The 24,074-nt window shown below is 70.3% G+C and carries 20 protein-coding genes; 15 read left to right on the forward strand and 5 right to left on the reverse strand.

Annotation, left to right across the window (positions count from 1 at the left end):
• Positions 1-23: 23 nt before the first annotated feature.
• Entirely contained in the window at positions 24-1,181 is a 1,158-nt protein-coding gene (locus OG562_RS15375) for an acyl-CoA dehydrogenase family protein (RefSeq protein ID WP_266409276.1), read from the reverse strand.
• A 118-nt stretch (positions 1,182-1,299) separates the two neighbouring features.
• Entirely contained in the window at positions 1,300-1,893 is a 594-nt protein-coding gene (locus OG562_RS15380) for a TetR/AcrR family transcriptional regulator (RefSeq protein WP_266397737.1), read from the reverse strand.
• Positions 1,894-2,107: 214 nt separating this feature from the next.
• On the opposite strand from OG562_RS15380, the gene OG562_RS15385 reads away from it, so the two are divergent.
• The 12 genes from OG562_RS15385 (at position 2,108) to OG562_RS15440 (ending at position 17,785) form a co-directional block, all read left to right on the forward strand.
• Positions 2,108-3,700 carry a carboxyl transferase domain-containing protein gene (locus OG562_RS15385; RefSeq protein WP_266397740.1) on the forward strand — a complete coding sequence of 531 codons (1,593 nt, stop codon included), beginning with the start codon at positions 2,108-2,110 and terminating at the stop codon, positions 3,698-3,700.
• 11 nt (positions 3,701-3,711) lie between these two features.
• Positions 3,712-5,673 carry an acetyl/propionyl/methylcrotonyl-CoA carboxylase subunit alpha gene (locus OG562_RS15390; protein ID WP_266397743.1) on the forward strand — a complete coding sequence of 654 codons (1,962 nt, stop codon included), beginning with the start codon at positions 3,712-3,714 and terminating at the stop codon, positions 5,671-5,673.
• The gene (locus OG562_RS15395; RefSeq protein ID WP_266397744.1) at positions 5,670-6,617 is read left to right on the forward strand and encodes a hydroxymethylglutaryl-CoA lyase; all 948 of its coding nucleotides are present in this window, start codon (positions 5,670-5,672) and stop codon (positions 6,615-6,617) included. Before OG562_RS15390 ends, OG562_RS15395 begins: the two co-directional genes overlap by 4 nt.
• A 5-nt stretch (positions 6,618-6,622) precedes the next feature.
• Positions 6,623-7,783 carry an acyl-CoA dehydrogenase family protein gene (locus tag OG562_RS15400; RefSeq protein ID WP_266397745.1) on the forward strand — a complete coding sequence of 387 codons (1,161 nt, stop codon included), beginning with the start codon at positions 6,623-6,625 and terminating at the stop codon, positions 7,781-7,783.
• A 189-nt stretch (positions 7,784-7,972) separates the two neighbouring features.
• Positions 7,973-9,022, forward strand: coding sequence for an ABC transporter substrate-binding protein (locus OG562_RS15405; protein ID WP_266397747.1), 1,050 nt, complete (start codon positions 7,973-7,975; stop codon positions 9,020-9,022).
• A 146-nt stretch (positions 9,023-9,168) separates the two neighbouring features.
• Positions 9,169-9,978 carry a siderophore-interacting protein gene (locus OG562_RS15410; RefSeq protein ID WP_266397749.1) on the forward strand — a complete coding sequence of 270 codons (810 nt, stop codon included), beginning with the start codon at positions 9,169-9,171 and terminating at the stop codon, positions 9,976-9,978.
• Positions 9,979-10,123: 145 nt separating this feature from the next.
• Entirely contained in the window at positions 10,124-11,566 is a 1,443-nt protein-coding gene (desA, locus tag OG562_RS15415; protein WP_266397751.1) for a lysine decarboxylase DesA, read from the forward strand.
• A gap of 13 nt (positions 11,567-11,579) precedes the next feature.
• Entirely contained in the window at positions 11,580-12,848 is a 1,269-nt protein-coding gene (locus tag OG562_RS15420) for a lysine N(6)-hydroxylase/L-ornithine N(5)-oxygenase family protein (RefSeq protein ID WP_323187653.1), read from the forward strand.
• A complete protein-coding gene (locus tag OG562_RS15425) occupies positions 12,845-13,393 on the forward strand; it encodes a GNAT family N-acetyltransferase (RefSeq protein ID WP_266397754.1) in 549 nt (182 codons plus the stop codon). The genes OG562_RS15420 and OG562_RS15425 overlap by 4 nt, the downstream gene beginning before the upstream one ends.
• A complete protein-coding gene (locus tag OG562_RS15430; RefSeq protein WP_266397757.1) occupies positions 13,390-15,177 on the forward strand; it encodes an IucA/IucC family siderophore biosynthesis protein in 1,788 nt (595 codons plus the stop codon). The genes OG562_RS15425 and OG562_RS15430 overlap by 4 nt, the downstream gene beginning before the upstream one ends.
• 164 nt (positions 15,178-15,341) lie before the next feature.
• A complete protein-coding gene (locus OG562_RS15435) occupies positions 15,342-16,892 on the forward strand; it encodes an RICIN domain-containing protein (RefSeq protein WP_266397759.1) in 1,551 nt (516 codons plus the stop codon).
• Between the two features lie 23 nt (positions 16,893-16,915).
• The gene (locus OG562_RS15440) at positions 16,916-17,785 is read left to right on the forward strand and encodes a DUF4429 domain-containing protein (protein ID WP_266397761.1); all 870 of its coding nucleotides are present in this window, start codon (positions 16,916-16,918) and stop codon (positions 17,783-17,785) included.
• A 59-nt stretch (positions 17,786-17,844) separates the two neighbouring features.
• On the opposite strand, the gene OG562_RS15445 is transcribed toward OG562_RS15440, so the two are convergent.
• Positions 17,845-19,419, reverse strand: a complete 1,575-nt coding sequence (locus OG562_RS15445; protein ID WP_266397763.1) for a metallophosphoesterase family protein — start codon at positions 19,417-19,419, stop codon at positions 17,845-17,847.
• Positions 19,420-19,605: 186 nt separating this feature from the next.
• Here OG562_RS15445 and OG562_RS15450 point away from each other — a divergent pair, with 186 nt between their 5' ends.
• Both OG562_RS15450 and glmS read left to right on the forward strand, forming a co-directional pair.
• Entirely contained in the window at positions 19,606-19,863 is a 258-nt protein-coding gene (locus OG562_RS15450; RefSeq protein ID WP_266397765.1) for a hypothetical protein, read from the forward strand.
• A gap of 44 nt (positions 19,864-19,907) precedes the next feature.
• On the forward strand, positions 19,908-21,725 hold the full coding sequence (gene glmS / locus OG562_RS15455) for a glutamine--fructose-6-phosphate transaminase (isomerizing) (protein WP_266397767.1): 1,818 nt from the start codon (positions 19,908-19,910) through the stop codon (positions 21,723-21,725).
• A 225-nt stretch (positions 21,726-21,950) separates the two neighbouring features.
• Here glmS and OG562_RS15460 read toward each other — a convergent pair whose 3' ends face one another.
• Entirely contained in the window at positions 21,951-22,523 is a 573-nt protein-coding gene (locus OG562_RS15460) for a GPR1/FUN34/YaaH family transporter (protein ID WP_266397768.1), read from the reverse strand.
• A 115-nt stretch (positions 22,524-22,638) separates the two neighbouring features.
• Entirely contained in the window at positions 22,639-23,166 is a 528-nt protein-coding gene (locus tag OG562_RS15465) for a universal stress protein (RefSeq protein ID WP_266397770.1), read from the reverse strand.
• Positions 23,167-23,620: 454 nt separating this feature from the next.
• On the opposite strand from OG562_RS15465, the gene OG562_RS15470 reads away from it, so the two are divergent.
• Positions 23,621-23,956, forward strand: coding sequence for a hypothetical protein (locus tag OG562_RS15470; RefSeq protein ID WP_266397772.1), 336 nt, complete (start codon positions 23,621-23,623; stop codon positions 23,954-23,956).
• Positions 23,957-24,074 lie beyond the last annotated feature (118 nt).

Genomic DNA, 24,074 nt, shown 5'->3' on the forward strand with positions numbered 1-24,074 from the left:
ACCGGCGAGCAATTTCGCGGACCTTACAGGCCCATGTCCTTCGCGATGATCGACTTCATGATCTCGCTGGTGCCGCCGTAGATGCGGTTGACGCGGTTGTCCGCGTACAGGCGGGCGATCGGGTACTCGTTCATGAAGCCGTAGCCGCCGTGCAGCTGGAGGCAGCGATCGATGACGCGGTGCGCGACCTCGGTGCAGAACAGCTTGGCGCTGGCGGCCTCGGCCGGGGTCAGCTCGCCCGCGTCCAGGGCCTCCGTGGCGCGGTCGGCGACGGCCTCGGCCGCGTCCACCTCGGCCTGGCAGGCGGCCAGCTCGAACTTGGTGTTCTGGAAGTGCGCGACCGGCTTGCCGAAGACGACCCGCTCCTGCACGTACTGCTTGGCGAACCGGACGGCGGCCTTGGCCTGCGCGTACGCGCCGTAGGCGATGCCCCAGCGCTCGGAGGCCAGGTTGTGGCCGAGGTAGTAGAAGCCCTTGTTCTCCTCGCCCAGCAGGTCCTCGACGGGCACCTTGACGTCGACGAACGCCAGCTCGGCGGTGTCGGAGGTCTTCAGGCCGAGCTTGTCCAGCTTGCGGCCGACGGAGTAGCCCTCGGCCTTGGTGTCCACGACGAAGAGGGAGATGCCGTGACGGCGGTCCTCGGCGGTGGGCGCGGAGGTACGGGCGCAGACGATCATGCGGTCGGCGTGGACGCCGCCGGTGATGAAGGTCTTGGAGCCGTTGAGGACGTAGTGCGTGCCGTCCTCGGAGAGCTTGGCGGTGCTCTTCATGCCCGCGAGGTCGGAGCCGGTGCCCGGCTCGGTCATCGCGATCGCCCACATCTCCTCGCCGGAGACGAACTTCGGCAGGAAGCGCTTCTTCTGCTCGTCGGTGGCGAGCAGCTTGATGTACGGCAGGCCGAGCAGCACGTGCACGCCGGAGCCGCCGAAGGAGACGCCCGCGCGCGCGGTCTCCTCGTACAGGACGGCCTCGAACTTGTAGGAGTCGATGCCGGCGCCGCCGTACTCCTCGTCGACGCGGATGCCGAAGACGCCCAGCTCGGCGAGCTTGTAGTAGAAGTCGCGCGGCGCCTGGCCGGCGGCGAACCACTCGTCGTAGACGGGGACGACCTCGGCCTCGATGAAGGCCCGGAGGGTCTCCCGGAACGCCTCGTGATCCTCGTCAAATACGGTACGGCGCACCGCCGCCACCTCCACCTGGCTCAAGTTCCGCGTCTAAGCGCTTGCTCAGAACCTCACCGTACCGGCGGGTAGGGAGAGGCGTCCAGGGTGGGACGGGGCAGGACGGGGGTAACGCTCGTCACGCCCCGGCGGCCGCGAAGGCCCCCCTGGCCATCCGGTGCAGCAGCTCCGCGGTGACCGCGCGGCCCGGCAGGGCGCCCGGGCGGCCCAGGTGGGGGGTGGAGTTCAGCAGGCCGAAGACCGAGTGGACGGCCGAGCGGGCGGCGGGCTCGGCGAGGGCCGGGTACACCTCCCGGACGACCTCCACCCACAGCTCGACGTACTGCCGCTGGAGCTGGCGCACCAGCTTGCGGTCGCTGTCGCGCAGGCGGTCCAGCTCCCGGTCGTGCAGCGTGATCAGCGGGCGGTCGTCGAGGGCGAAGTCGATATGGCCCTCGATGAGAGAGTCCAAGGCCGGCTCGGGACCCGCCCCGTCGGCCTCCTGGAGGCGGCGCTTCGCGCCGGTCAGCAGCTGGCCGCTGATGCCGACCAGGAGCTCGGCGAGCATCGCGTCCTTGCCGGGGAAGTGCCGGTAGAGACCGGGGCCGCTGATGCCGACCGCGGCCCCTATCTCGTCCACCCCGACACCGTGGAAACCGCGCTCGGCGAACAGCCGCGCGGCCTCCTTGAGGATCTGCTCGCGGCGGGTGGGTGCGTCGGTTCTGGTGGCCATGAAAGCAATTCTAGACAGGGAGGTTAGCGGTCGTTAACCTAGAGGAAATGGTTAACGCTCATTAACAGGTCGATCAATGGCCGGCCGCCGGCACAGGCACTGATCGAGGCACCGATCGAGGCACTGTCCGCACACCGGGTGAGGGGACCGCAGGATGCAAGAGGCACCGGAGCTGACGAGCGATGGGGGTCCCCCCGCGCGAGTCCTTTCGAGCGTGGGGGAAGATCCCGCGTCGGAGGCCTGGCGGGCCAACGAGGCGGCGCATCGCGTGCTCGTCGACGAGCTGCGCGGCAAGCTCGCCGCCGCCCGGCTCGGGGGCGGCGAGAAGGCGCGGGCCCGGCACACCGCGCGCGGGAAGCTGCTGCCGCGCGACCGGGTCGACGGCCTCCTGGACCCCGGGTCGCCCTTCCTGGAGCTCGCTCCCCTGGCCGCCGACGGGATGTACGACGGACAGGCCCCGGCCGCCGGGGTCATCGCCGGCATCGGGCGGGTGAGCGGACGGACGTGCGTGATCATCGCCAACGACGCCACCGTCAAGGGCGGCACGTACTACCCGATGACGGTGAAGAAGCACCTGAGGGCGCAGGAGGTGGCCCTGGAGAACCGGCTGCCCTGTGTGTATCTGGTCGACTCCGGCGGGGCCTTCCTGCCCATGCAGGACGAGGTGTTCCCGGACCGGGAGCACTTCGGGCGGATCTTCTACAACCAGGCCCGGATGTCGGGGGCCGGGATCCCGCAGATCGCGGCGGTCCTCGGCTCGTGCACGGCCGGCGGGGCGTATGTGCCCGCGATGAGCGACGAGGCCGTGATCGTCCGCAATCAGGGGACGATCTTCCTGGGCGGCCCCCCGCTGGTGAAGGCCGCCACCGGCGAGGTCGTCACGGCGGAGGAGCTGGGCGGCGGCGAGGTCCACGCGCGCGTGTCGGGCGTGACCGACCATCTCGCCGAGGACGACGCGCACGCGCTGCGGATCGTGCGCACCATCGTCTCCACGCTCCCCGCGCGCGGGGCCCTCCCCTGGGACGTCGTGCCCGCCGTCGAGCCCAAGGTGGACCCCTATGGGCTGTACGGCGCGGTGCCCGTCGACTCCCGCACCCCCTATGACGTACGGGAGGTCATCGCGCGCGTGGTGGACGGCTCCCGCTTCGCCGAGTTCAAGGCGGAGTTCGGGCAGACCCTGGTCACCGGCTTCGCCCGGATCCACGGCCACCCGGTCGGCATCGTCGCCAACAACGGCATCCTGTTCTCCGAGTCCGCCCAGAAGGGCGCCCACTTCATCGAACTGTGCGACCAGCGCGGGATCCCGCTGGTGTTCCTGCAGAACATCTCCGGCTTCATGGTCGGCCGGGACTATGAGGCCGGGGGCATCGCCAAGCACGGCGCGAAGATGGTCACGGCCGTCGCCTGCGCCCGCGTGCCGAAGCTGACGGTCGTGGTCGGCGGGTCGTACGGCGCGGGGAACTACTCGATGTGCGGCCGCGCCTACTCGCCCCGCTTCCTGTGGATGTGGCCCGGCGCGAAGATCTCCGTCATGGGCGGCGAGCAGGCCGCGTCCGTGCTGGCGACCGTCAAGCGGGACCAGTCGGAGGCGCGCGGCGAGGAGTGGCCCGCCGCGGACGAAGAGGCCTTCAAGGAACCGATCCGCGCGCAGTACGAGCGCCAGGGCAACGCCTACTACGCGACCGCCCGACTCTGGGACGACGGCGTGATCGACCCGCTGGAGACCCGTCAGGTGCTGGGCCTCGCCCTGACCGCCTGCGCCAACGCGCCGCTGAGCGACCCTCAGTTCGGCGTCTTCCGGATGTGAGGAGGGGACTCATGTTTGACACAGTGCTCGTGGCCAACCGGGGCGAGATCGCCGTCCGCGTCATCCGCACGCTGCGTTCGCTGGGCGTGCGCTCGGTGGCCGTCTTCTCCGACGCCGACGCGGACGCCCGGCATGTGCGGGAGGCCGACACGGCGGTACGGATCGGTCCGGCGCCGGCCGCGGAGAGCTATCTGTCCGTGGAGCGGCTGCTGGAGGCGGCGGCTCGGACCGGCGCGCAGGCCGTCCACCCGGGGTACGGATTCCTCGCGGAGAACGCCGGCTTCGCGCGCGCCTGCGCCGACGCGGGGCTCGTCTTCATCGGGCCGCCCGCCGACGCGATCTCCCTCATGGGCGACAAGATCCGCGCCAAGGAGACCGTCGAGGCGGCCGGGGTCCCGGTCGTCCCGGGGTCCAGCGGCAGCGGACTCACGGACGCGCAACTCGCCGACGCGGCCCAGGAGATCGGCGTGCCGGTGCTCCTCAAGCCCTCCGCAGGCGGGGGCGGCAAGGGCATGCGGCTGGTGCGGGACGTGTCCCTGCTGGCCGACGAGATCGCCGCCGCCCGCCGCGAGGCCCGCGCCTCCTTCGGCGACGACACGCTCCTCGTCGAGCGGTGGATCGACCGGCCCCGCCACATCGAGATCCAGGTCCTGGCCGACGGCCACGGCAACGTCGTGCACCTGGGCGAGCGCGAGTGCTCCCTCCAGCGGCGGCACCAGAAGGTCGTCGAGGAGGCGCCGAGCGTGCTGCTCGACGAGGCCACGCGCGCGTCGATGGGCGAGGCGGCCGTACAGGCGGCGCGCTCCTGCGGGTACGCGGGCGCGGGCACGGTGGAGTTCATCGTGCCGGGCGGCGACCCCTCCTCGTACTACTTCATGGAGATGAACACCCGTCTCCAGGTGGAACATCCGGTCACCGAGCTGGTCACCGGGCTGGACCTGGTGGAGTGGCAGCTGCGGGTCGCGGCGGGCGAGGCCCTGTCCTTCGGACAGGAGGGCGTACGGCTGACCGGGCACGCGGTGGAGGCGCGCATCTGCGCCGAAGACCCCGCACGCGGGTTCCTGCCCTCCGGCGGAGCCGTGCTCAGGCTGTACGAACCCCAGGGCGACGGCGTGCGCACCGACTCCGGGCTCAGCGAGGGCGCCGAGGTCGGCAGCCTGTACGACCCGATGCTGTCCAAGGTGATCGCCTACGGGCCCGACCGGGAGACCGCGCTCAGAAAACTCCGGGCGGCCCTGGCGGAGACGGTGACCCTGGGCGTGCAGACCAACGCGGGCTTCCTGCGCCGGCTCCTGGCCCATCCGGCGGTCGTCGCGGGCGAGTTGGACACGGGGCTGGTGGAGCGGGTGGTGGACGAGCTGGTCACCACGGACGTGCCGGAGGAGGTGTACGAGGCGGCGGCGGCCGTACGGCTGGAGGCGCTGCGTCCGCGCGAGGGCGAGGGCTGGGTCGACCCCTTCGACGTGCCCAGCGGATGGCGTCTGGGAGGCACACCGAAGTCCGTCGCCTTCCCGCTGCGCGTTCAGGACCCGGTGGAGTACCGCCCACGGGGGACGCACACGGTCACGCCCGACCGGGTCACCGTCACCCTCGACGGAGTCGTCCACACCTTCGCCGCGCTGCCGGACGGCACCTGGCTGGGCCGCGACGGCGACGCCTGGCACGTGCGCGACCACGACCCGGTCGCCGCGTCCCTCTCCGGCGCCGTCCACGCGGGCACCGACTCCCTCACCGCGCCCATGCCCGGCACGGTGACGGTCGTGAAGGTCGCGGTCGGCGACGAGGTGGCCGCGGGTCAGAGCCTGCTGGTGGTGGAGGCGATGAAGATGGAGCACGTCATCTCCGCCCCGCACGCCGGCACGGTCGCCGAACTGGACGTGAAGCCGGGCACGACGGTCGCCATGGACCAGGTGCTGGCCGTCATCACCCCCGTCGTCACCGCCGTCGCCACCCCTGCGGAGGAGGAGAAATGACGCTCCCCATGATCGTGCCGGCCACCGGCCTGCCCGCCCGGGTGCGGATCCACGAGGTCGGCGCGCGCGACGGGCTGCAGAACGAGAAGACGAGCGTGCCGACGGCCGTCAAGGCGGAGTTCGTCCGCCGCCTCGCCGACGCGGGCCTGACGACGATCGAGGCGACCAGCTTCGTCCACCCCAAGTGGGTGCCGCAGCTCGCCGACGCCGAGGACCTCTTCCCGCTCGTCGCCGATCTGCCGGCAGCGCTCCCCGTGCTGGTGCCGAACCAGCGCGGACTGGACCGCGCCCTCGCGCTCGGCGCGCGTCGGGTCGCCGTCTTCGCCAGCGCCACGGAGTCCTTCGCGAAGGCCAACCTCAACCGCACGCTGGAGGAGTCGCTCGCGGTGTTCGAGCCGGTGGTGCACCGGGCCAAGGCCGAGGGCGTCCATGTCCGCGGCTATGTCTCCATGTGCTTCGGCGACCCCTGGGAGGGAGCGGTCCCCCTCCACCAGGTGGTGCGCGTCTGCCGGGCGCTGCGGGACATGGGCTGCGACGAGCTGAGCCTCGGCGACACGATCGGGGTCGCGACCCCGGGCCATGTCCTCGAACTCCTCTCCCTGCTCAACGAGGAGGGCGTGCCGACCGACGTCCTCGGCGTGCACTTCCACGACACCTACGGCCAGGCGCTCGCCAACACCTACGCCGCCCTCGAACACGGCGTCACGACGGTCGACGCGTCCGCCGGCGGCCTCGGCGGCTGCCCCTACGCCAAGTCCGCCACCGGCAACCTCGCCACCGAAGACCTCGTGTGGATGCTCCAGGGCCTCGGCATCGAGACCGGGGTCGACCTCGGCCGACTGACCGCCACCAGCGTGTGGATGGCCGAGCGACTGGGCCGGCCCAGCCCGTCCCGCACCGTCCGCGCACTCGGTAAAACGACACAGCCCCACAAGGACCAGTGATCAGCATGGACCACCGTCTCTCCCCCGAGCTGGAAGAACTCCGGCGCACGGTCGAGCAGTTCGCGCACGATGTCGTCGCCCCCAAGATCGGCGACCTCTACGAGCGCCACGAGTTCCCCTACGAGATCGTCCGCGAGATGGGCCGGATGGGCCTGTTCGGGCTGCCGTTCCCGGAGGAGCACGGCGGCATGGGCGGCGACTATCTCGCCCTCGGCATCGCCCTGGAGGAGCTCGCGCGCGTCGACTCGTCCGTGGCGATCACCCTGGAGGCCGGCGTCTCGCTGGGCGCGATGCCGATCCACCTCTTCGGCACGCCCGAGCAGAAGCGGGAGTGGCTGCCGCGGCTGTGCTCCGGGGAGATCCTGGGCGCGTTCGGACTCACCGAGCCGGACGGCGGCTCGGACGCGGGGGCGACGCGTACGACGGCCCGCCTCGACCCGGAGACGAACGAATGGGTGATCAACGGCACCAAGTGCTTCATCACCAACTCGGGCACGGACATCACGGGGTTGGTGACCGTCACCGCGGTCACCGGGCGCAAGCCGGACGGCAGGCCGCTGATCTCCGCGATCATCGTCCCGTCCGGCACACCGGGCTTCACGGTCGCGGCGCCGTACTCGAAGGTCGGCTGGAACGCGTCCGACACCCGTGAGCTGGCCTTCGCCGACGTGCGCGTCCCGGCGGCGAACCTGCTGGGCGAAGAGGGGCGCGGCTACGCGCAGTTCCTGCGGATCCTCGACGAGGGCCGCATCGCCATCGCGGCGCTGGCCACCGGCCTGGCACAGGGCTGTGTCGACGAGTCGGTGCGGTACGCGAAGGAACGGCACGCCTTCGGGCGTCCGATCGGCGCCAACCAGGCCATCCAGTTCAAGATCGCCGACATGGAGATGAAGGCCCACACCGCGCGGCTGACCTGGCGGGACGCGGCCTCGCGGCTGGTGTCCGGCGAGCCCTTCAAGAAGGAGGCGGCCCTGGCGAAGCTGTACTCGTCGACGATCGCCGTCGACAACGCCCGCGACGCCACCCAGGTGCACGGCGGCTACGGCTTCATGAACGAGTATCCGGTGGCGCGGATGTGGCGCGACTCCAAGATCCTGGAGATCGGCGAGGGCACGAGCGAGGTGCAACGGATGCTGATCGCACGGGAGTTGGGGCTGGTGGGCTGACCGCTCGGCTCCCTTCGACCCTCCCCTTCAACTTCCTTTTACAAACGGCAAATTGAGAGACGGGGCAGGTCACAGGCATCCCACAGGCCGGGATCCTGTGACCCCTGCCCCTGGACACGAGCTGAGGTTAGGCTAACCTACCTTCGAATTGTCCGGCGGTGATCCGCACGTTCGAAAGCAGCCACTCTCATGTCCAACGCCAGAGCCACCCACCTCACCCGCCGCGGTCTCCTCGCCGCCGGCGGCGCCCTCGGCCTCGGTGCCGCACTCGCAGCCTGCGGGGACGACGACGCGAAAAGCGGTGGCTCGGAAGCGACGACGAGTGCCTCCGCCAAGTCCGGTCCCTGGGCGTTCAAGGACGACCGCGGCACCACGGTGAAGCTCGACGAGATCCCCGCGAACATCGTCGCCTTCACCGGCGTCGGCGCCGCCCTCTTCGACTACGGCATCCAGGTCAAGGGCGTCTTCGGCCCGACCAAGACCGCCGACGGCAAGGCCGACGTCCAGGCCGGTGACATGGACGTCTCCAAGGTGACGATCCTCGGCAACGTCTGGGACGAGTTCAACGTCGAGAAGTACGCGACCCTCGCGCCCGACGTGCTGATCTCCACGATGTTCGACGACGCCGGCACCCTCTGGTACGTCCCCGAGGCGTCCAAGGACAAGATCGCCAAGCTCGCCCCGAGCGTCGGCGTCTCCGTCTACGACCGTCAGCTGACCGCTCCCCTGGAGCGCATGTGGGAGCTCGCCGAGTCCCTCGGCGCGGACATGACCGCGGCCGCCGTCACCGACGCGAAGAAGCGGTTCGAGACCGCCGCCACCCGACTGCGGGCCGCGGCGAAGGCCAAGCCCGACATCAAGGTCATGGCCGGTTCCGCCAGCGCCGAGCTGTTCTACGTCTCCGGCACCGACCTCTCCATCGACCTGGAGTACTTCAAGGCCCTCGGCGTGAACTTCGTCGAGCCGCCGGAGAGCGCGAAGGCAGAGGGCGGCGGCTGGTACGAGTCGCTGAGCTGGGAGAACGTCGACAAGTACGCGGCGGACGTCATCATGATGGACGATCGGTCCTCGACGATTCAGCCGGCTGACATCACCGAGGCGACCTGGAAGAAGCTGCCTGCGGTGAAGGCGGGGCAGGTCATCGCCCGGTCGCCCGAGCCGATTCTGTCGTACGACAAGTGCGTGCCGCTGCTGGAGAACCTTGCGGAGGCTCTCGAGAAGGCGAAGAAGGTCAGCTAGGCGCTCCGCTGGGCAGCGCGGGTGACTGCGCAGGCCGTCAGCGGCGGGCGCGCCCACGCGGCGGAGCCGCACATCGATGCGGCCCCGCACCCCTCGGTCGGCTGCCCCACCCCCACTCAGAGCCTGACGGAGCTACAGGAGTACACATGACCACCGCCGTTGTCGCGCCCTTCCGGTTCTTCTCGCTTCAGGTCGTGCGGGCTCGGCGGATCGGGTCGTCGCTCGTCCGGGTCACCTTCGCCGGACCGGATCTCGAGCACTTCTTCTCCGACGGACACGACCAGTCGTTGTCGCTCTTCCTGCCGCATCCCGGGCAGCGGGAGCCGCAGGTTCCCTTCGAGTTGGGGGACGGGTGGTGGCAGGGGTGGCGGGAACTGCCGGACGACGTGCGGGCGGTGATGCGGTCGTACACGCTGCGGGCGCTGCGGCGCGATCCCGACGAGATCGACGTCGACTTCGTGCTGCACGCTCCGGCAGGGCCCGCCTCCGCGTGGGCCGCGCGTGCCGCCGTCGGGGATCGGGTCGTGCTGCTCGGGCCGGCGGTCGCCGACAACCGGGCGATCCGGTTCCGGCCGCCGCGGGACACCGATCTGGTGGTGCTGTGGGGCGACGAGACCGCTCTGCCGGCGATCTCGTCGATCCTGGAGACCCTCCCGGCCGGGCTGCGCGTCCGGGCGTGGATCGAGGCCCACGACTCCGGGAACGTCCACGAGTTGACCTCCCCGGCGGACGCCGAGGTGACCTGGCTGCACGCCGGGCAGTCCCTCCACGCGCTCCGTGCCGCCCGGCTGCCCGTCGCCGCGCACCCGTACGTCTGGATCGCGGGCGAGTCGGGGTCCGTGAAGGCGTTGCGCCGGCTCTTCGTCGGCGAGCGCGGGATCGACCGGCGTCGGGTCACCTTCGTCGGGTACTGGCGGCAGGGGCTCAGCGAGGAGCAACTCCGCGAGCAGGAGTAGGCGTTCGCAGACGTGATCACAGTCACGACAGGGGCGGGGCCTCCACGGAGTTACTTAGGTTAGGCTTACCTAAGTTGAAGCCGAGGTTCCGCCCCTGAGTCCGTTCCGCAGCGGACCCGTCCCCTTCCCCCGGAGGACCCCCACCATGCGCTCGCACCTGCTCAATGACACGACCGCGGAGCAGTACCGCCGCTCCGTGACCGAAGGAGTCGAGCGGGTGGCCGCCAAACTCGCCGCCACCGACCGGCCGTTCACCGGCGTCAGCGTCGACTCGCTCGCGCCGCGCATCGACGGGATCGACCTCGACCAGCCCCTCGGCGACACCGCGGCCGTGCTGGACGAGCTGGAGGAGGTCTACCTCCGCGACGCGATCTACTTCCACCACCCCCGCTACCTCGCCCACCTCAACTGCCCCGTGGTCATCCCCGCCGTGCTCGGCGAGGCCGTGCTCTCCGCCGTCAACTCCTCCCTGGACACCTGGGACCAGTCGGCCGGCGGCACGCTCATCGAGCGCAAACTGATCGACTGGACGACCGCCCGGATCGGCCTCGGCCCGGCCGCCGACGGCGTGTTCACCTCCGGCGGCACGCAGTCCAACCTCCAGGCGCTGCTGCTCGCCCGCGAGGAGGCCAAGACCGACAGCCTGGCCGAACTGCGCATCTTCGCCTCCGAGGTCAGCCACTTCAGCGTGCAGAAGTCGGCGAAACTGCTCGGGCTGAGCGCGGACTCGGTCGTCTCGATCCCCGTCGGGGCCGACAAGCGGATGCAGACCGTCGCGCTCGCCCATGAGCTGGAGCGCTGCAAGAGCGCCGGCCTGACCCCCATGGCCGTCGTCGCCACCGCCGGCACCACCGACTTCGGCTCGATCGACCCGCTGCCCGAGATAGCCGAGCTGTGCGACCAGTACGGCACGTGGATGCACGTCGACGCGGCCTACGGCTGCGGACTGCTCGCCTCCGTCAAGTACCGGGACCGCATCGAGGGCATCGAGCGCGCCGACTCCGTCACCGTGGACTACCACAAGTCCTTCTTCCAGCCGGTGAGTTCGTCCGCCGTGCTGGTCCGGGACGCGGCCACCCTGCGCCACGCCACCTACCACGCCGAGTACCTCAACCCGCGCCGGATGGTGGAGGAGCGCATCCCCAACCAGGTGGACAAGTCCCTGCAGACCACCCGGCGCTTCGACGCGCTCAAGCTGTGGATGACGCTGCGCACGATGGGCGCCGACGGCATCGGGCAGCTCTTCGACGAGGTGTGCGACCTGGCCGTGGAGGGCTGGCACATCCTGGCCGCCGACCCCCGCTTCGACGTCGTCGTACAGCCGTCGCTGTCCACCCTGGTCTTCCGCTACATCCCGGCCGCCGTCACCGACCCGGCCGAGATCGACCGCGCCAACCTCCACGCCCGCAAGGCCCTGTTCGCCTCCGGCGACGCGGTGGTCGCGGGCACCAAGGTGAGCGGCCGCCACTACCTGAAGTTCACCCTGCTCAACCCCGAGACGACGGCCGACGACATCACGGCCGTCCTCGACCTGATCGCCGGCCACGCCGAGCAGTACCTGGGAGAGTCCCTTGACCGCGCTTCCTGAGCCCACTGTCGCCTTGAACGGCGCCGCGAAAAAGACCTACGACTTCGTGGGCATCGGGCTCGGCCCCTTCAACCTCGGCCTCGCCTGCCTCACCGAGCCGATCACCGAACTCGACGGCGTCTTCCTGGACTCCAAGCCCGACTTCGAGTGGCATGCGGGCATGTTCCTCGAGGGCGCCCACCTCCAGACGCCGTTCATGTCGGACCTCGTCACCCTGGCCGACCCGACCTCGCCCTACTCCTTCCTCAACTACCTGAAGGAGAAGGGCCGGCTGTACTCGTTCTACATCCGGGAGAACTTCTACCCGCTGCGCGTCGAGTACGACGACTACTGCCGCTGGGCCGCGAACAAGCTGAGCAACGTGCGCTTCTCGACGACGGTCACCGAGGTGACGTACGACGACGAGGCGTACGTCGTGAGGACGGCCGCCGGTGAGGAGTTCCGGGGCCGCCGGCTGGTCCTCGGCACGGGCACGCCGCCGTACGTCCCGGAGTCCTGCGCCGGGCTGGGCGGGGACTTCCTGCACAACTCCCGCTACCTGGAGCACAAGGCTCAGCTGCAGAAGAAGGAGTCGATCACGCTGGTCGGCTCCGGGCAGTCCGCCGCCGAGATCTACTACGACCTGCTCAGCGAGATCGACGTCCACGGCTACCGGCTGAACTGGGTCACCCGCTCCCCGCGCTTCTTCCCGCTGGAGTACACCAAGCTCACGCTGGAGATGACCTCCCCGGAGTACGTCGACTACTTCCGCGAGCTGCCCGAGCAGACCCGCTACCGGCTCACCGCCGAGCAGAAGGGCCTGTTCAAGGGCATCGACGGCGACCTGATCAACGAGATCTTCGACCTGCTCTACCAGAAGAACCTCGGCGGTCCCGTCCCCACCCGGCTGCTCACCAACTCCGCGCTGACCGGGGCGACGTACGAGGACGGCACGTACACGCTCGCCTTCCGGCAGGAGGAGCAGGGCAGGGACTTCGAGCTGAACTCCGAGGGACTGGTCCTGGCGACCGGCTACAGGTACGCCGAGCCGGAGTTCCTCGCCCCGGTCAAGGACCGGCTGCGCTACGACTCCCAGGGCAACTTCGACATCGCCCGCAACTACGCCATCGACACCACGGGCCGGGGAGTGTTCCTGCAGAACGCGGGCGTGCACACGCACAGCGTCACCTCGCCCGACCTCGGCATGGGCGCGTACCGCAACAGCTACATCATCCGCGAGCTGCTCGGCAGCGAGTACTACCCGGTCGAGAAGAGCATCGCGTTCCAGGAGTTCAGCGCATGACCACCACCACGACGGCCGTCGGCCGTCTCACCCTCCGCCCGCTCGACCCCCTCGAGGACGCCGAGCTGCTGCACGGCTGGGTCACCGACCCCAAAGCGGCCTACTGGATGATGCAGGACGCGAAACCGGTGGACGTCGAGCGCGCCTACCTGGACATCGCCGCCGATCCGCACCACCACGCGCTCCTCGGTCTGCACGACGGCGCGCCCGCGTTCCTGATGGAGTACTACGACCCGGCCCACCGCGAGCTGGTCGGGCTGTACGAGCCGCGGCCGGGGGACGTCGGGATGCACTTCCTCGTGGCCCCCACCGACCGGCCCGTGCACGGGTTCACCCGCGCCGTGATCACCGCCGTGATGGCCCGCCTCTTCGAGGACCCGGCCACCGCCCGCGTGGTCGTCGAGCCGGACGTGTCCAACAAGGCCGTGCACACGCTCAACGAGGCCGTCGGGTTCGTGCCCGAGCGGGAGATCCGGAAGCCGGAGAAGAAAGCGCTGTTGAGCTTCTGCACACGCGAGCAGTTCGAGAAGGCGGTACTGGTATGACCCTCGCCGACGCCGTGGCCCACCTCTCCCCCGAACGCTGGGAGAAGGCCAACCGACTGCTGGTGCGCAAGGCCCTCGCCGAGTTCGCGCACGAGCGCCTGATCACGCCCGAGGAGGAGCCCTCGGGGCAGGACGACGACCAGCGGTACGTCGTGCGCAGCGACGACGGGCTGACGTACTACCGCTACACCGCCGTCCGCCGCGCCCTCGACCACTGGCAGGTGGACGCCGACTCGATCACCCGCACCCGGGACGACGTCGAACTCCCCGTCGCCGCGCTGGACTTCTTCATCGAGCTGAAGCGGACGCTGGGCCTGAGCGACGAGATCCTGCCGGTCTATCTGGAGGAGATCTCCTCCACCGTCTCCGGCGCCTGCTACAAGCTCGCCAAGCCGCAGCCGACCTCGGCCGAGCTGGCGAGAAGCGGCTTCCAGGCGATCGAGACCGGGATGACCGAGGGTCACCCGTGCTTCGTCGCCAACAACGGGCGGCTCGGCTTCGGCGTCCACGAGTACCTGTCGTACGCCCCCGAGACGGCGAGCCCGGTCCGGCTGGTGTGGCTGGCGGCGCACCGGTCGCGGGCCGCGTTCACGGCGGGCGTCGGGATCGAGTACGAGTCCTTCGTGCGGGAGGAGTTGGGCGAGCGGACCGTCGAACGGTTCTACGACGTCCTGCGCGAGCAGGGGCTCGACCCGGCCGACTACTTCCTGATCCCGGTCCACCCCTGGCAGTGGTGGAACAAGCTCACCGTCACCTTCGCCGCCGAGGTCGCGCGGCGCAACCTGGTGTGCCTGGGCGAGGGCGACGACGAGTACCTGGCCCAGCAGTCCATCCGGACGTTCTTCAACTCCTCGCGGCCCGAGAAGCACTATGTGAAGACGGCGCTGTCCGTCCTCAACATGGGCTTCATGCGCGGTCTGTCCGCCGCCTACATGGAGGCGACCCCGGCGATCAACGACTGGCTCGCCCAACTCATCGACAACGACCCCGTGTTGAAGTCGACGGGTCTGTCGATCATCCGGGAGCGGGCCGCCGTCGGCTACCGGCATCTGGAGTACGAGGCGGCGACGGACCGCTACTCGCCGTACCGCAAGATGCTGGCGGCGCTGTGGCGGGAGAGCCCGGTCCCCTCCCTCGCCGAGGGCGAGTCCCTGGCCACCATGGCCTCCCTGGTGCACGTGGACCACGAGGGCAGGTCGGTGGCCGGCGCCTTCATCGAGCAGTCGGGCCTGCCCCCGACGCAGTGGCTGCGCAGCTACCTCACCGCGTACTACACGCCCCTGCTGCACAGCTTCTACGCCTACGACCTGGTCTTCATGCCGCACGGCGAGAACACCATCCTGGTCCTCAAGGACGGCGTCGTGCAGCGGGCGATCTACAAGGACATCGCCGAGGAGATCGCGGTCATGGACCCGGACGCGGTGCTGCCGCCCGAGGTCCGGCGACTGCGCGTGGAGGTCCCCGAGGACACGAAGCTCCTCTCCCTCTTCACGGACGTCTTCGACTGCTTCTTCCGTTTCCTCGCGGCCGACCTCGCCGCCGAGGGGATCCTGGCGGAGGACGACTTCTGGCGCACGGTCGCCGAGGTCACCCACGCCTACCAGGAGGCGAACCCCGAACTGGCCGACAAGTTCCGCCAGTACGACATGTTCGCCCCCGAATTCGCCCTGTCCTGCCTCAACCGTCTCCAGCTGCGCAACAACAGGCAGATGGTGGATCTGGCGGACCCCGCGGGCGCTCTCCAGCTGATCGGCACCCTGAAGAATCCCGTCGCAGGGTTCTGATCAAGACAGACGGATCCCCCCGAGTACGGTCCCCGGGGGGATCCGTCGTCGTCTGCGGCCCGTTCTCCGTGCCGACAGCACGGGCATATGAACGTACAGCCCCGTCACAGAGAGTGGCACTACGGTCTGTGTCTTGCCGTGCCCGCTCCGTGGGGAGTCGATTCATGTACGAGCACCTCGCACAGCAAGCCCTGCACGACCCGAGGTCCGTCTCCGGGACCCTCCCGGAACACGCCCCTGCCGTCCGCGCGTACGCCGAGGCCTTCTGCGTGGAGCCGCGCGACGCCACCGACCTGGCCGGCCACGTCCTCGCACGCGGCTCGCAGTCAGAGGGGCCCGCGTTACGGACCGCGCTCCTCGCCGACGTGCGGCGCACCGCCGACAGCTGGCTGCGCGACGGGCGCTCCGGGCTGCTGCACCCGGAGTTCCGCGCCTGGTCGAAACGGGCCGCCGACGCCTTCGGTCCCACCGACACGCTGCGCCGCGCGGAGCGCAGCTCGGTGTTCCTGGCCGCCTTCGAGCAACTGGCCGACCAGTCGCGGGCCGCGCTGTGGCTGTGCCTGGCCGAGGCCGAGAGCGCTTCGGCGGCCAGGATCCTGAACACGTCCGAGGAGTTCGCCGAGTCCCTGGCGCAGTCGGCCCGCAGCCGCCTGGTCGACACCTTCCTGCGCGTGCGCGCCGACCGCACCGCCGACCCCTGTTGCGTCCGCTACGGCGGCATGCTCGGCGCCATCGCCCGCGGCACGCATCGTGAGGCGCCCGCGGACCTCGGGCAGCATCTGGACGCCTGCCGCTTCTGCGCCCATGACCTGCGACTGCTGCGCACGCTCGCGTCGGGCGATGCGCAGGAGGTGCGGCGGCTGCTGGTCGACCAGGTGCTGGTGTGGGGTGGGGCCGCGTACCGGAAGGCCCGCCCGGCGGACCAGGCGCCGGCCGTCGAGTCCGGTACGCCTCCCGGGCCGGCCGGGGACGTCCGGCGCGGCCGGCCCGAGGACGGCGAGGACAGGCGGCGCAGACGGCCGGTGTTCCTGGTGGCGGTCACCGTGGTCGTCACGGCCGTGCTGACCACCGCGGTGCTGAGGCTGCTGTCCGGCTCCGACTCCGCCGAGGGGGCCGAGCGCCCCGGGGCCGGAGCGAGCGCCTCCGCCGCGCCTGCTCCGGAGGGGTCCGTCTCGCCCTCGCCGGAGGAGTCCGCGTCCGCGTCCCCGTCCGCGTCTCCCACGACCGGCGCCTCCACCGGCACGATCACCCTGGAGAGCGTGTCCACCGGACGCTGTGTCACCGGCCCCGCCGCCGACGCCTCCTCGGGCCCCGGCCCCGCCCTCGCACCCGACCCCGTCCTGGCCGCCTGCGACGGCGACGGCGGCGGCGAGGCGCAGCAGTGGCGGGTGGTCCGCCTGGAGAAGGGCGCGGTCGCCCTGGTGAACGTCGCCTCGAAGCTCTGTCTGGACATCGCGGGCGACCGGGTCGAGGGCGACGGGATGCAGCAGCGGCCGTGCGCGTACGAGCGGGGCGCCGACGCGCCCTTCCCCGAGGACCAGGCGTTCCTGCCCAGGTCCGTGGACGGTGACTCGTTCGCCCTGATCTGCCAGGACAACCCCGAGATCGCCCTCGGGGTGCGCTCCGGCGAGCCCGCGATGCGGACAACCGGCGCTTACGGCAAGGCGGTTCGCTTCGCGCTCGACGACGGGGAGGCGGACGCGCTGGGCTTGTGACGGCCCGATGCCAGAATTCCCCCATGGCGGAAATCATCCAGAAGGACGGCACCTGGGTCTTCGACGGTGACGCGTTGCGGCTGACGCCCGGACGGGACAAGAGCGTGTCGCTGGTGCGCAGGGAACTGGGTGAACTGGTCGTCCCGCTAGGGGCGTTGGCGGGAGTGTCGTTCGAGCAGGGGAAGAAGTCCGGGCGGCTCAGGCTGCGGCTGCGGGACGGCGCCGATCCACTGCTGCTCGCGACCGGCGGCCGGCTGACCGAGCCGCACGACCCGTACCAACTGGCCGTGGAGTCCGACCGGTACGGCGTCGCCGAGTACGTCGCCGACGAGGTGCGGCATGCGCTGACCCTGGACCGGATCCCGGCCGACCCCGTGGACGCCTACCTGCTGCCCGGCCCGGCCGTGCCCCTGTCGGCCTCCGCCGGGGACGGCACCGCGAGCTTCGACGGCGAGCGGGTGCGCCTGGAGTGGAACTGGAAGACGGAGGACGCCAAGGCCGCCGGCGGCGCCCGCACGATCGCGGTGGCGGACATCGCCGAAGTCGAGTGGCATCCGGCGGTCGGCCTGGAGAACGGTTGCCTGCGTTTCACCGTGCGCGGCGCGGCCACGAAGGCCCCGCCGAAGTACGACCCCCACGCCGTCGAGCTGTGGGGCTTCAAGAAGGATCCGCTGATGGCGCTGGTCGCGGCGGCGGTACAGGCCCGGCTGCCGCATCCGGCGGCGGCCAAGGGGCCTACGGGGGTCGAGGACGCCGTACCACCGCTGGAGCCCGTGGACGACCACGACGCCTTGCTGCGACGCCTGCGGGAGCTGGGTGAGCTGCACCGGGCCGGGGTGCTGACGGACGAGGAGTTCACCGTGGCCAAGCAGGCGGTCCTCAGGCGCATGTAGCGCGGGTGAGGACCGCCCCCGTCGTGCCTACGCCCTGCCTTCCGGGCGTATGTACGGCCTTACTTGGCCTTGCGGGCCACCGTGAAGTGGTCGACCTGGTCGCCGGTCTCGGCGATGCCGCGCACGGTCAGCGTGGCCGTGCGGCCCTTGGCCGCCGGGGTGACGTCCACGCGCAGGAACGAGTAGTCGAGGTAGCGCACGCGCGACCAGGCGACCGTCTCGTTGACCTTGCCGTCCTTGGTGTTGATGAAGGAGGCCACGGAGTCGACCTCGTTCTCGTGGCCCTCGTAGGAGAGCGGGGCGGTGAACGCGTACAGGCTGCGGCCCGCCGCGCCCGCCGTCACGTAGACGACGCCCTCGGTCTCGGGGTAGGCCGTGCCGCCGATCGGGAGCTTCTTGGTGACCGCGCCCGCCTTGATGACGTCGGTGCGCTCGTACTGGTGGTTGTGGCCGTTGATGACGAGGTCCACCGTGTACTTCTCGAACAGCGGCACCCACTCCTGGCGCACGCCCCCCTCCGAGGCGTGCGCGGTGGAGGTGCAGTAGGCGCAGTGGTGGAAGAAGATCACGATGAAGTCGACGTCCTTGGCGGCGCGGTACTTCTTGAGCTGCGCCTCCAGCCACTTGGTCTGGGTGCCGCCGGAGATGCCGAGGTTGGCCGGGATCTCGAAGGAGATGTCGTTGGCGTCGAGCGAGATGACGGCCGTGTTGCCGTAGACGAAGGTGTAGACGCCGGGGAGGTTCTTGGCGTCCGGGCCGTTGTCGGGAAGGTTCCAGCGGGCTTCCTCACCGCCGTAGCCGTTGGGCGAGTACCAGGCCTCCATGTCGTGGTTGCCGTAGGCCGGCATCCACGGGACGGACTTGGCGACGGACTCGGTCTGGGCGAGGAACTGGTCCCAGATCCGCGAGTCGAAACCGGTGTCCGCGGTCTTTCCGGCGCCGGCCGGGTCGGCGTAGGCGATGTCGCCCGCGTGCAGGTGGAAGGCCGGGTTCTGGCCGAGGAGCAGGCTGTTGTTGGCGAGGCCGTGGTAGCTGACGCCCTCGTCGCCGAAGGCGGTGAAGGTGAACGGCTCCTTGTGGGCGGGGGCGGTGGTGAAGGTGCCCAGGGTGCCCAGGAGGTGCGGCTCGGCCGGGTCGAAGCCGGCGTGGCCGACGCCGTAGTAGTACGTCTTGCCGGGCTTGAGGTGGGTGAGCTCGGCGTGCAGGTAGTACTGGGTGTGGTCGCCGCTGGCGCCGACGCCCGCCGGGGTGTGGAGCGTGCGCACCTCGGCCTCGATCTTGCGGGAGAGGTCCCAGGGGCGGGCGCCGATCCGGATGAAGGGCTTCTTCACCGCGACCGGGACCTGCCAGGAGACCGTGATCTCGGTGCGCGGGTCGGCGCCGTAGGCCAGGTGGCGGCCGAAGGGAGCGACGAGGGCGCCGTCGACGCTCGGGGTGTGCGAGGAGGTCTGGGTGGGTGCGGAGGTCTGTACGGCGGCCTGTGCGGTGGCGCCGGTGACGAACGCTCCGCCCGTGACGGCGCCCAGCGTGACCGCGCCGCCTCTGATCATCGTGCGCCGGGAGAATCTGGCGCGCAGGTACTCGTGCTGCTCGGCCATGCTCATGCGCTCGGCGAGCTGCTCGGGTACGCCCATGCGAGGAGTGTCCATGAGGTCTGAAAATCGTCGCCCGGGGCGACGGGCCGCAAGACTCCAAATGGACGGTTCACGAACAGGCGCTCATAACACATTCAATGTTCCCCCAAGGCTTCTTAACAGGGGCTTGCCCGAAATCGGGCAGGTTTCTTGCATGAGCGGCTCGCGTACCTCAGGATCTACCGGGTGCACGACGAACTTGTTGATCACCTGACGCGCTCCACACCCCTCAGCCGGGGCGAGGCACTGCGGGTGATCCAGGACGTGCTCGCCTACTTCGACGAGACGACCGAGGACTACGTCCGTCGCCGCCACCGCGAGCTCCAGGCGCAGGGTCTGGTGAACGCGGAGATCTTCGAACGGATCGAGGCGGACCTGAAATACCGCGCGGTGGCGCCGCCGGAGCTCACGCTCAGGCAGCTGCGCCGCATGGTCTACGGCTGAGCCGCTACTCAGCCGTACTCATTGAACTTGGGGAATACGTATATATGTGCGGAATCGTCGGATACATCGGGAAGCGTGACGTCGCTCCCCTGCTCCTGGAGGGCCTGCAGCGCCTGGAGTACCGCGGGTACGACTCCGCGGGCATAGTCGTCACCTCCCCGAAGGCGACCGGCCTGAAGATGGTCAAGGCCAAGGGCCGGGTCCGCGACCTGGAGGCCAAGGTCCCGGCGCGCTTCAGGGGCACCACCGGCATCGCCCACACCCGCTGGGCCACCCACGGCGCCCCCTCCGACGTGAACGCCCACCCGCACATGTCGGCCGACCTCAAGGTCGCCGTCGTGCACAACGGCATCATCGACAACGCCTCCGACCTGCGCAAGAAGCTCGAGGCCGACGGCGTCGAGTTCCTCTCGGAGACCGACACCGAGGTCCTGGTCCACCTCGTCGCCCGCTCCCAGGCCGAGAAGCTCGAGGACAAGGTCCGCGAGGCGCTGCGCGTGGTCGAGGGCACGTACGGCATCGCCGTCATGCACGCCGACTTCAACGACCGCATCGTCGTCGCCCGCAACGGCTCCCCGGTCGTCCTCGGCATCGGCGAGAAGGAGATGTTCGTCGCCTCGGACATCGCCGCGCTGGTCGCCCACACCCGGCAGATAGTCACGCTGGACGACGGCGAGATGGCCACCCTCAAGGCCGACGACTTCCGCACCTACACCACCGAGGGCACCCGCACCACGGCCGAGCCGACCACCGTGGAGTGGGAGGCCGCCTCCTACGACATGGGCGGCCACGACACCTACATGCACAAGGAGATCCACGAGCAGGCCGACGCCGTGGACCGCGTGCTGCGCGGCCGCATCGACGACCGCTTCTCCACCGTGCACCTCGGCGGCCTCAACCTGGACGCCCGCGAGGCGCGTCAGATCCGCCGCGTGAAGATCCTCGGCTGCGGCACCTCGTACCACGCGGGCATGATCGGCGCGCAGATGATCGAGGAGCTGGCCCGCATCCCCGCGGACGCCGAGCCCGCGTCCGAGTTCCGCTACCGCAACGCGGTCGTCGACCCCGACACCCTGTACATCGCCGTCTCGCAGTCCGGTGAGACGTACGACGTGCTGGCCGCCGTCCAGGAGCTGAAGCGCAAGGGCGCGCGGGTGCTGGGCGTGGTCAACGTGGTCGGCTCGGCGATCGCCCGCGAGGCCGACGGCGGTGTGTACGTGCACGCCGGCCCCGAGGTCTGCGTGGTCTCCACCAAGTGCTTCACCAACACCACGGTCGCCTTCGCGCTGCTCGCCCTGCACCTGGGCCGCACCCGCGACCTGTCCGTGCGCGACGGCAAGCGGATCATCGAGGGTCTGCGCAAGCTGCCCGGCCAGATCGCCGAGATCCTGGAGCAGGAGGCGGAGATCGAGAAGCTGGCGGAGCAGTTCGCCGAGGCCCGCTCGATGCTCTTCATCGGCCGCGTCCGGGGCTACCCGGTGGCCCGTGAGGCCTCCCTGAAGCTCAAGGAGGTCTCCTACATCCACGCCGAGGCCTACCCGGCCTCCGAGCTCAAGCACGGCCCGCTGGCCCTCATCGAGCCCGCGCTGCCGACGGTCGCGATCGTCCCGAACGACGACCTGCTGGAGAAGAACCGCGCGGCCCTGGAGGAGATCAAGGCCCGCAGCGGCAAGATCCTCGCCGTGGCGCACGAGTGCCAGGAGAAGGCCGACCAGACGATCGTCGTCCCCAAGAACGAGGACGAGCTCGACCCCATCCTCATGGGCATCCCCCTCCAGCTCCTCGCCTACTACACGGCCAAGGCCCTCGGCCGAGACATCGACAAGCCGAGGAACCTGGCGAAGTCGGTGACGGTCGAGTAGCACGGTTCTCGTCGAGTAGCGGCTGCTTTTCAGGGGCGCGAGGAGGCAGGCTTCTCAGGGGCGCGGGGCTTTACCGACGTACGGCTCCGCCGCGTGGGCGCGACCAGCCCCCACCCGCCCCCGCAGAGGCCACACGAACAGAACGGACCCCCACGTGACGCCACCTGTCGCGGGGGGTCCGCTCTCGTCAGCCGGGGGCAGCCCAACCCCCGGCACCGGCTGCCGTCAACCCGTAGCCGTCACCCCGGGCCGGGCAGCCCGTCGCGAAAACGCCGTAGGCCAGTGCGCGAGCGCCGCCGTCGCCGCGTACCACGCGACCGCCCCCGCCGCGACGGCGAACCAGCCGCCCGCCTTCGTGAGGCTGTCGCTGTCGGCGAAGCGGGCGACGGCCAGCAGCACCAGCGAGACGAAGAACAGCCCGTGCGCGCCCTGGGCGAGCGGCTCGCCGCCGGCGAGGGTCAGGGAGAGCGCCACGAGGGCGAACAGGAGCAGGAAGAGCCCTGCGGCGTTGTCGGAGACCTGTGCCCCGGAGGAGACGGCCCAGGTGAACCAGAACGCGCCCAGGACGGTGTAGGCGGTGCCGGTGGCCGAGTCGCGGTCCCGGAGGGCGAGCAGGCCGGCGACGAACAGCGCGACGCCCCCGACGTAGTGGGCGATGGAGACGGCGTCGGCCGCCGTCACGCCGTCGATGAGATCGGTGTACCCGAGGCCGAAGGCCAACAGGGTGACGCCCAGGGCGAGTCGGCCGGCGATCACGGTGGTGCTTCCCGTGCTTCCCGCAGAGACGTCGTTGTCCACGGCGGGCTCCCTTCATGCATGTGCACTTGTGTGAGCGATATATGCCCTTCACAAACGCACAAACACCCTGAGAGGACCGCGAATTCAGGAGAGTTCCGGGAGATTTCCGGGAGAGTTACGGAATCACGATGACAGGCCGCTTCGCCCGCTTGGCGAGCCGTCCGGCGACAGAGCCGAAGATCCGGCCCACGATGCCGTGCGTGGACCCGACGACGATCGCGTCCGCCTCGTACTCCCGCCCCACCTCTTCGAGTTCATGGCAGATGTCGCCGCCGCGCTCGACCAGGATCCAGGGCACCTCGGCGAGATACTCCGCGCAGGCGAGCTCCAGACCGAGCACCTCGGTGCGATGGTCCGGCACGTCCACGAAGACCGGCGGCTCGCAGCCGGCCCACACCGTGGTGGGCAGCCGGTTGGCCACGTGCACGATGATCAGGCCCGCGCGGGAGCGGTGGGCCATGCCGATCGCGTACGCCAGGGCGCGTTCGCTGGAGGTGGAGCCGTCGAAGCCGACGACGACACCGTGCTTGAAGGCGGGATCGCAGGAGGGGCGTGCCTCTTCCGCCGCCAGGGGCTCGGCCGCCGTGGGATCGGCGACGGGCCGCTTGCGGTCCGCGGGTTCGAAGAATTCGTGACCGGCCATGGCTGTCTCGGCGAATCGATCCTTATGCGGGGGACGACAGTCCTTGTTGTACGTGGTGCGAGGTGGAACGTGGTGCGTGCCTTGTGCGGGTGGGACGGCGATGAGCACCGGAGCTGTGTCCGGGAATCATCTTCCCAACCCCATACCCCCAAGGGTACGGCGGCACGCCTCTTCGGCCCAGATCCCGCCCACGGTCGGTGGGGGTTCCAGGGAGCATGCACGAGCAGCCGCCCGTAACGCAATGGCTGCTGCCCCGTACAGGCGGTTTGCACAGGGTTCGCTTATCCGGGACACACAGGTGAGTGACCGACCGCTCGAACACGCGTTGAACCCTGTGCACCGCCGCGTACCGTCACCTACTGCCGCCCCACCGCCGTCCCATCGCCCCACCGGCGTTTCCCGCCGTTCACCGCCGTTCACCGCCGTTCACCGCCGAAGGAGAGGAGCCGGCCCCATGCTCTCGTCCCGTAGCACCCCCGAAGCGCCCGCCGCCGCCGGCGACGACCGGGCGACCGACCTGATCCGCTGGGCGGCCTTCAGCTGCGTCCTCGTCCCGGTGGTACTCCTCTGGTACGGCGCCTCCCTCGCCGGCGCGGCCGGCACCGCCCTGGGCCTGGCCGCCGTCACGGCCGTGTGCCGACTGCTGCTGCGCCGGTCCGAGCGGTACGCGGCCCGGCTGCTCGCCGAGGAGGAGCCGCCGCACCCGCACCATCGGGGCCGCCGCCAGCGCTCCGGAACGGGCTCTCATCGTGGCGCTCGTCACTCCGGGGGAAACTCACCGGTCGGTTGACCGGTTTTCACGCACGCGCCCGCTTCTTTTCAGCCAACTTCCGTCCCCTGTGCATCCCTTGCCGTAACCACCCCCCACCCCCCGTTCCACCTGCACGGAAAGGGCCTCAGGGGACCTG

Origin of the sequence: Streptomyces sp. NBC_01275 (assembly GCF_026340655.1) — a bacterium.
Classification (GTDB): Bacteria; Actinomycetota; Actinomycetes; order Streptomycetales; family Streptomycetaceae; genus Streptomyces.